This is a genomic window from Persicitalea sp., assembly GCF_041751555.1.
Taxonomy (GTDB): domain Bacteria; phylum Bacteroidota; class Bacteroidia; order Cytophagales; family Spirosomataceae; genus Persicitalea.
In genome coordinates this window covers 1-8,613 of the sequence record NZ_JBGSXF010000281.1, presented here as the reverse complement: position 1 = coordinate 8,613, position 8,613 = coordinate 1, and the positions used below count along the sequence as shown (strand labels likewise).

Here is an 8,613-nt window from a genome sequence, read left to right as displayed (position 1 = left end):
TGTCGAAGCTCAAGGCCTGTTCGAGGTCATACAGCGCAGAGTAATAATTCTCGTCGAACAGGTTGCACTTTCCCCGATAAGCGTAGGCAACTGCCGATTTGGGATTGGCCTTTACGACTTCATCAAAATACCGGAAAGCTTCTTCGAACCTGTTTTCATTTAACAGCCAAATCCCTTCTGCAAAGCGAGCTAAGTCCTTCTCTGCCTTCGTCTCGTGATCCGTCAGGTAATACTTCACGAAGAGGTAAGGGATAATTAGCAGTACGACTAAGCAAATTTCCATTGTAGTTTTTTAGGGATTTTCAGGTAAGTTCAGTACGAACCTTAGCCGGGAGGCTCGCAACTACCAAATCGTAGGAGGCCTTTATCCAGGACTTCAACTCCTCGTCTGAAACGCTACCGTCGACCTTGACTGTGTTCCAATGTTTCTTGTTCATATGATAGCCAGGCAAAACGCAATCGTATTGTTCGCGTAATTCCTGTGCTTTCAATGGATCGCATTTGGCGTTAAACTGCACTTGCACGGTATCAAGAGGTGTCAAGAGATACACTTTTCCCGCCACCTTGAAAACAAGCGTTTGTTCTCCGAACGGAAACCCTTCCGTGGTTCCAGGCTGCGACAGGCAGAAATTGCGCAAGTCTTCGATGTTCATCGTGTACAAGCTCTAAAGATCATTACGCCCACGCAAAACAGGAACATTGCAATAGATATACGGTTGATGCCATGCATCATTTTTAAATTGAAAGAAGTGGGGTCGTTTGGATTTGGCTTTTTAAAAACCCGGATAAAGTACTTGAATACGTCTCCTAACTGAAAGTATTTTTTGAAATTACTCATTGGTTGGCGGTCGGCGGTCGGCTATTAGCTTTAGGCCAATATTTGACTTATAAACTCATTAACTTTAAACAAATAAACTTTAAACTCTAGGCTGGCTCAATCCACCGGCCATCTTCCTTAATTATTTCAATTAATTCTGAGACGGCTTTATCGGCGGTGACGGAACGCTTAACTACTTGTTGGCCGCGGTATAGCGCGATTTTATCCTTACCCATTCCCACGTAGCCATAATCGGCGTCGGCCATTTCGCCGGGACCGTTAACTATGCAGCCCATGATCCCAATTTTCAAACCCTTTAAATGCTCAGTATGTTTGCGAATCATAGCGGTAGTTTCCTGCAAATCAAATAAGGTACGACCGCAGGAGGGGCATGAAATGTACTCTGTTTTGGACATCCGGGTGCGGGCAGCCTGCAAGACGCCGAAGGCAATAGAATTGAAATCGGCCGCTGATTTTAAATTATCTTCTTCTGCGTCAAAATTTTCAAATTCCGGATTCAGCCATATTCCATCCCCCAAGCCATCCACCAGCAAACCGCCTACATCAGTAGCAGCGAAAAGCGGTAAAGTTTTGGAATCGTTGGCTGGATAGGAACGCATTATCACGACGGGCGTCGATATTTTTTTGTCCAACAAATTGAAAAATAACCGACGCAACTCCGGCATCGCGTGTCCGTTGTCGGTAGTGATAACAAAAACTACATTATCGTAGCCATTAAAGTGGTCAAGAAATTTGTCATTAAAGTCGTGAATACTTCCTTTAACGAAGTTCAATGACTCGTGAAGCCGATCGCAAATGCTGTACTCATCGACTGAAAGCAAAGGGAACTTGTTCTTGAGGTCGACATGTGAAATCCATGTGGGGTAGTCCAGAATTTCCTTCAATCCATTGGGCAGCATAAACGGAATCGGTCGGCTACCGCTGTAAATGTAGTCAGCACCCTGATCGTTCATGGCCCACTTATCGGGAACGGGTAAGAAGAAATGGCCGATGCTCCGCAGGTCCTCGTGCGACTCGACCATTATACTGGAGTAGTCGGCAACCACGCGAGGTACATTGAGTCCGCCGAAGTTGTTGATCTGCTCTGTATTGCGACGCGTGTATTGGAAAGGGTCGATGGGAATAGACCTAACGGGTTCAATCGGTGCATGATTGGGCCGGTCATTGTAACGCTCTACCAGCGCCCGTGCCACAGGTACCTCATTCTCCGGTGCCTCAGTCAGGGACACGCGAACAGTGTCGCCCAGCCCGTCTTCCAGCAAAGTACCAATTCCTACGGCAGACTTGATGCGGCCATCTTCGGCTTCGCCGGCTTCTGTCACGCCGAGGTGCAGCGGATAAGGCTTCAATCCCTCTTCGTCCAACCTTTGCACCAATAAACGGTAGGCTTCCACCATCACTTGCGTGTTGCTGGATTTCATGGAAAGGACGATTTGGAAATAATTCATTTCCTCACAAATCCTGAGGAATTCCAAAGCAGATTCCACCATACCCAGCGGCGTATCGCCGTAGCGGCTAAGAATTCGGTCGGATAGCGAGCCGTGGTTCGTGCCAATCCGCATCGCGGTGCCATATTCCTGACATATCTTGACCAGAGGCGTGAATTTCTCCCGAATCCGTTCCAGCTCAGCGGCGTAGGATGCGTCGGTGTAGTCGATGACTTCGAACCGCTTCCGGTCGGCGTAGTTTCCCGGATTGATACGGACCTTTTCCACAATTCGAGCGGCGAGTTCGGCGGCGTTGGGCGTAAAGTGAATATCGGCGATCAGCGGAACCTGAATGCCTTTGGCTAGTAGCCCTTTCTTAATGTTTTCAAGATTTTGCGCTTCTTTGACACTAGGCGCAGTAATCCTTACATACTCACACCCTGCCTCGACCATCCGAATGACCTCAGCAATCGAGCCTTCGGTATCCATTGTGTCCACGGTGGTCATAGATTGCACCCGGATCGGATAATCAGAACCCACAGGCAAATCGCCGATGTTGACGGTAATTGTTTGGCGGCGGATGTACTTAGTAAGGGAAGGACAGTAGACTTTATTGCCCGAAATTTCAGAAGGTGCGAGAACGGCTTCCATTTGTATGTATAATGATCTATCCACAGAACGATTCAAACAATGAAAAGTTCTGTGGATAGAAACACGTAAATTTATAAACTAACTTAAAGCAATCTACCAAATCCGCTTTTTATGCCCCCAAACTGCGTAATAGTAGATGAAAAGGTAAAGTGGGACCATCAGGACGTAGGCATTTTGGGTGCTTCCCATCGAATCGGCTAGCGCTCCGTACACTAGTGGTAGTATGGCTCCGCCCGAAATACCCATAACGAGCAGTGCAGCACCTGTCTTAATAAATTTGCCCAGCCCTTCAATAGCCAGCGGCCAAATAGCGGGCCACATCACGGCATTTGATAATCCCAAAAGGGCGATGCAAAGAACAGAAGTATAGCCCGTGGTAAAAATGGCTACAATGGTTATGATAATCCCGAAGAGCGACGAGAATTTGAGCCAAGCTTGTTGTGAGATGTATTTGGGAATTAACAATATTCCCATGATATAGCCCACAATCATAGCACTAAGCGTGTAAGTACCAAACAACTTCGCTTCCTCTTCGGGGAAACCGCTCGTTACGCCGTAACTGATAATCGTATCACCTGCGATGACTTCGACGCCCACGTAGCAGAAAATGGCAAATACTCCCAGCATCAGATTAGGAAACTGGAATATGCTGTCCTTAGCGACCACCACGGTACCGTCGGTAGGCAAGTCCTCCTCCGGCTCATCTATTTCCGGTAGGTTGTTGGACATCTTGATGAGCAATGCCATTCCCACCAGCACGCCAGTCAGGATAAGGTATGGCGTAACTACCTTGTCTAATTCCTCGGCCTGAGTTGTAGCGGTAGTTCCGGCTAGAAGCAGTCCACCAAATATTACCTGGCTAACAATGCCCGCCGCCTTGTTGGCTAATCCCATAAAACTAATACGTGCCGCCGCGCTCTCTTTTGGGCCCAGAATGGTCACGTAGGGATTGATTGCGGTTTGGAGCAAGGTAAGGCCAATTCCGATGGTGAAAAGGCCCACGAGAAATAAGGTGTAAGAAGCAGAGTTAGCCGCCGGGACAAAGATCACAGTACCCACCGCCATCACGAGCAAGCCGACCGACATGCCATTTTTAAAACCAACTTTTTTCAAAACCGCCGCCGACGGCAATGCCATCAGGGTGTAAGAAATGAAAAATGCGAAGGTTACGAGGTAAGAACTGGTATTATCAAGGTTGAAGGCTTTTTGAAAAAAAGTAATTAGCGTTCCGTTTACCCAGGTTACGAAACCAAGAATGAAAAATAGTACGCCAACGATAATCAGAGGGCCGAGGTAGTTTGGTTTTTTTTGAGACACAGGAGGGGTATTTAGTTGAAAAGTTCAGAGGGTGAAATTTTATAGCGAGTATCAACCCCGCTATACCTGACACACTAGTATTCGGCATTGAGTCCAAATATAGGCTTGTTTGTTCGCCATTTGCCACGCGTGAAGTCAGGGATTTCAACGGGTGAGCTGCCGCGGGCGATGGAAAGTTCGGAAAGCGGGCTAATGGCGCTCCATGCAGCAGCGTCGTAGACGTCGATGGGTGGGGCGGATTGGCCCTTGATAGCCTCTATGAAGCCCCGCAGCACGAAGTAGTCGATGCCACCGTGTCCGGCGGTTTCGGCTTCTTTGGCGTTTTTTTGCCAAACGGGGTGATCGTATTTGTCAAGAACCGGGCCGGCGGGTTGCCAGGTATGCGGTTTTGTAGCCGAGTCCTCCAGATAAATCATACTGCCATCATTCATCCAAATGCCTTCTGTCCCCTGTGCCCGGAAGCCCAGAGAGTAAGGACGGGGGGAGTTAGTATCGTGCATGATGACGATGTTCTCACCATTGAAACAATCGATGACAGTCGTCACTACATCACCCAGCTTGAAATTTACTTTGGCATTAGGATGGTTGGCTCCGCCTTTATCCACGATATACTTATGCAGGCTCCGCGACTTCGTAGCGGTTGAGGTCAGGTAATTGAATTTATTTCCCCGATTAATATTAAGCCAATGCGCCACCGGACCGAGACCGTGGGTCGGATAAATATCGCCGTTGCGGTCGATAGAATGCTGAGTGCGCCACTTGGCCTCGGAATAGCCTTTTTCGCCAAATTCTACGCCGCCACCATACGCTTTCTTACCATCGTTGAATTTTACTTCACGCAGATCGTGCTGGTAACCGCAATGCGTGTAAGTCATCTCCCCGAACAAGCCCTGCCGAATCATATTAAGTACCGCCATCACATCACGGCGATAGCAGACATTCTCCAAAATCATGCAGTGCGAGCCCGTCTGTTCATGGGTGTCCACAAGGTCCCAGGATTCTTGCAAAGTGACCGTGGCCGAGACTTCTACCGCCGCGTACTTACCACCTCTCATCACTGCTACCGCCATCGGCACGTGCCACTCCCATGGCGTGGCGATGACTATACCATCCAGATCATCGCGTTTGACCATGTTTAGGAAATCCTCGTCGCCCGCCGCGTAAACCTCCGGTTTTTTGCGCCCGGCCTTTGTGATCATGGCCAGAGTAGTTTTGACGGAATCCGGATCGATGTCACAAATTGCGTTAATTTCTACGTCGGGGCGGTACATAGCTTGGGCTACATGATTGCGTCCTCGCATCCCCACACCAATGAACCCAAGTCGAACTTTGTCCGCCGGAGCAGGGTTTGTAAGTTTAACCGAAGGGAGTATACTGGATGCCGTAGCGGCTAGGGTACTTTTTTGCAGGAAATTCCGTCTGTTCATCAATTTAGGAAAGTGGTAGTTTAGGAGTCGCAAAATAATTCTTAATTCAGCGAATAGTAAATTTATTTATTAATTCTCGAATTTTGGTAATAATAATCTTTTTAAAATTCTTTATCTTAGACTATTAGCTTTCATATATTTAATTTCATTTGGTTTGAAATCCAGAATGATCTGGCTGAACAAAACGAATATACGTTCCGTTAACCAATTGCATTTAGAATCCAAAGAGCCAATTGCAATTCTCGCTCGGCGGTCTTGAATGTGTTGTGCACAACCTTTGTAACGACATTTAGACCTGATTTTTACTTAGAAATTTTTCATGACGTCCCAAAGAGTATCGGTATTCCGTAAGGAACACTTCAACGCCGCGCATCGACTGAACAATCCCAACTGGTCTGATGAAAAGAATGAGCGGGTGTATGGTAAGTGTAACAATTTCAACTTTCATGGTCATAACTATGATCTGGAAGTACGTCTTACGGGCGAGATCGACCCGGAAACGGGATATGTTTATGATATGAAGCAACTGAGCGACGTGATCAAGGAAAATGTCCTCGACCGTTTCGACCACAAAAATTTAAATCTCGACACTGAGGAATTCAGTGACTTGAACCCTTCGGCGGAGAACATCGCCATCGTAATACACGATATTTTGCGAAAAATTATTGACTCTAAGTTTGATTTAAAAGTACGCCTTTACGAAACTGAACGCAACTATGTTGAATACCCCACCAAATAATGGACTACCCGCCAACGGCGAAATCGACGACATTGGACACGATCACATCATGACTTCTTACGACACCCCGTTGCGGGTAGATGCTTTTGAATTGGACGACGATATCAAGATCGAATTGATTGAGAAGCATTTTCGCCACATTATGGAAATCATGGGCCTAGATCTCAACGATGATAGCCTAAATGGTACCCCGCACCGAGTCGCTAAAATGTTCATTAAGGAAAATTTTAGCGGGCTCAATCCGGAGAATAAGCCTCCCGTCACACTTTTTGAAAATAAATACAAGTACGGGGAAATGCTTGTCGAAAAGGATATCACAGTATTTTCCAACTGCGAACATCATTTCGTACCGATCTACGGAATGGCTCATGTGGCCTATATTTCCAGCGGTGAAGTCATCGGCTTATCCAAATTGAACCGAATAGTGCAGTATTATTCCAAGAGACCTCAGGTGCAGGAAAGACTTACTGTGCAGATTGCTAACGAGTTGAAGGAAGTACTTAAGACGGAGGACATAGCAGTCGTAGTCGATGCGCAACACATGTGTGTTCAGTCGCGCGGGATTCAGGATTCTGGTAGTTCGACCATCACCTCCTACTATGGAGGCAAGTTCAAAGAAGAACCCACTCGGAAAGAGTTTCTTAGCTATCTCGAAATGTGATTTGAGTTAGTTCTTTTTCTCTACTTCCTAAATATGATCCGTTTTGAAAGCAAGATTCGAAAATAAAAATGTCCTCATCATTGGGGCTAGCACTGGAATTGGTCACGCGATAGCTAGTCAGATTTTGGAAGAAGGAGGCACGGTGTACGTCGCCGGTCAGCACAAGCCGGATCTCGACGTAAAGTTTTTTGAATGGGATGCGATGTCGCCAGACGAATCGGCCTTCAATAGTTTGCCGGACACGCTTCACAGCCTGATTTACTGCGCCGGTACGATCAATTTAAAACCATTTGGCCGCTTGACATTGGAAAACTTTACCAACGATTTTCAGATGAATACCCTGGGAGCTGTGGCCGCGGTGCAGCCCAATATCAATCGATTGAAAAAGGCAAAAGGCGCGGGCGTCGTCTTTTTCAGCAGTGTAGCAGCAAATACGGGTTTTACTTTCCATACATCGATCTCGATGGCCAAAGGCGGCTTGCAGGGTTTGGCAATTGCCCTAGCGGCAGAATTTGCTCCCTCTGGAATTCGCTTTAACATCGTAGCCCCCTCATTAACTGACACGCCGCTGGCCGAACAACTACTTTCCTCTGAGGAAAGACGGGAATCATCGGCTAAGCGACACCCTTTGGGTAGGTTCGGCCTGCCAGAAGATATGGCGACCGCCGCCACCTACCTGGCCAGCGACGAAGCAAGCTGGATTACAGGACAAATTTTGGGCGTCGATGGCGGGCTGGGAAAGCTAAAATAGCTGTTGGCAAACTGCCAACAGCCTTTGTTTTTACACCATTTTCCCAACTCGCTCTAAGACTTCTTTTGTTTTCCTGATGCCTTCGTATTCGTCGGTTTTGCTGCCTTCGTATTCTATCCCGATGATTCCTTTGAAGCCGCTGTCCTTGATGATTTTCATCATTCGCGTGTAATCAGTTTCGATTACGTTTCCATTTGCGTCGAAATCGTATGATTTGGCACTTACGCCTTTGGCGTAGGGTATTAGTTCTCTGACTCCCTGGTAGCGATCGTATTCTCTGAGGCACTCATATGAACCGGGCTTGCGTTCCAGACAGAAATTGCCCAGGTCCGGTAAAGTACCTACATTCTTGCGTCCAACCTGCTTCATGACATTGGATAGCCATTGGCCATCGGATGAATAACCGCCGTGGTTTTCCACGATCACGTTGATTTTCTCTTTGTCGGCATATTCACCCAACTTGCCTAATCCGTCGACGGCAGCATTAGCAACTTCCTGGGCGTTGCCGGTTCCGAAGGCATTTACCCGAATGGTTTTGCAGCCCAGGTACTTAGCGGCCTCCACCCACTTATAGTGATTCTCCACGGCCTGATTTCGCTTAGCGTCGTCTAATTCTCCAAGGCCGCCTTCACCATCTATCATGATAAGGTGGTTCTTGATGTCGTTGTCCTTACAGCGTTGGAGTAGTTCATTGAGGTAAGACGTGTCCTTGGCTTTGTCCTTAAAGAATTGATTCACATATTCCACGATACCAATATCAAATTCTTTCCGCGCTATCTCAGGAAAGTCAAGGTTTGTGATT

At 47.3% G+C, this 8,613-nt stretch carries 10 protein-coding genes; 3 read left to right on the top strand and 7 right to left on the bottom strand.

From position 1 onward, the window contains the following. The 6 genes from ACEW8P_RS09865 to ACEW8P_RS09840 form a co-directional block, all read right to left on the bottom strand. The coding region (locus ACEW8P_RS09865) for a tetratricopeptide repeat protein (protein WP_373512917.1) at nucleotides 1–283 on the bottom strand (283 nt) is incomplete at its 3' end. A 19-nt stretch (nucleotides 284–302) separates the two neighbouring features. After that, nucleotides 303–653 carry an MmcQ/YjbR family DNA-binding protein gene (locus ACEW8P_RS09860; protein WP_373512916.1) on the bottom strand — a complete coding sequence of 117 codons (351 nt, stop codon included), beginning with the start codon at nucleotides 651–653 and terminating at the stop codon, nucleotides 303–305. Next, nucleotides 650–838: a DUF6728 family protein gene (locus ACEW8P_RS09855; RefSeq protein WP_373512915.1), complete on the bottom strand. Its 189-nt coding sequence runs from the start codon at nucleotides 836–838 to the stop codon at nucleotides 650–652. The genes ACEW8P_RS09860 and ACEW8P_RS09855 overlap by 4 nt, the downstream gene beginning before the upstream one ends. An 86-nt stretch (nucleotides 839–924) precedes the next feature. Then, nucleotides 925–2,916, bottom strand: coding sequence for a (E)-4-hydroxy-3-methylbut-2-enyl-diphosphate synthase (gene ispG, locus ACEW8P_RS09850; protein ID WP_373512914.1), 1,992 nt, complete (start codon nucleotides 2,914–2,916; stop codon nucleotides 925–927). Between the two features lie 93 nt (nucleotides 2,917–3,009). Further along, a complete protein-coding gene (locus ACEW8P_RS09845) occupies nucleotides 3,010–4,233 on the bottom strand; it encodes a sugar MFS transporter (RefSeq protein WP_373512913.1) in 1,224 nt (407 codons plus the stop codon). 74 nt (nucleotides 4,234–4,307) lie between these two features. After that, nucleotides 4,308–5,660 carry a Gfo/Idh/MocA family protein gene (locus tag ACEW8P_RS09840; RefSeq protein ID WP_373512912.1) on the bottom strand — a complete coding sequence of 451 codons (1,353 nt, stop codon included), beginning with the start codon at nucleotides 5,658–5,660 and terminating at the stop codon, nucleotides 4,308–4,310. Nucleotides 5,661–5,979: 319 nt separating this feature from the next. Between ACEW8P_RS09840 and ACEW8P_RS09835 the strand changes: the two genes are divergently transcribed. The 3 genes from ACEW8P_RS09835 to ACEW8P_RS09825 are packed head-to-tail and all read left to right on the top strand — an operon-like array spanning nucleotide 5,980 to nucleotide 7,811. Further along, nucleotides 5,980–6,399 (top strand): 6-pyruvoyl tetrahydropterin synthase family protein, encoded by a 420-nt coding sequence (locus ACEW8P_RS09835; protein ID WP_373512911.1) that lies wholly within the window; start codon nucleotides 5,980–5,982, stop codon nucleotides 6,397–6,399. Further along, complete coding sequence (folE, locus tag ACEW8P_RS09830; protein WP_373512910.1) at nucleotides 6,377–7,060, top strand: GTP cyclohydrolase I FolE; 684 nt, start codon at nucleotides 6,377–6,379, stop codon at nucleotides 7,058–7,060. The genes ACEW8P_RS09835 and folE overlap by 23 nt, the downstream gene beginning before the upstream one ends. A gap of 43 nt (nucleotides 7,061–7,103) precedes the next feature. Then, a complete protein-coding gene (locus ACEW8P_RS09825; protein ID WP_373512909.1) occupies nucleotides 7,104–7,811 on the top strand; it encodes an SDR family NAD(P)-dependent oxidoreductase in 708 nt (235 codons plus the stop codon). 30 nt (nucleotides 7,812–7,841) lie between these two features. Here ACEW8P_RS09825 and ACEW8P_RS09820 read toward each other — a convergent pair. Further along, nucleotides 7,842–8,613: sugar phosphate isomerase/epimerase family protein (locus ACEW8P_RS09820; RefSeq protein WP_373512908.1), on the bottom strand; the 772-nt coding region annotated here is incomplete at its 5' end.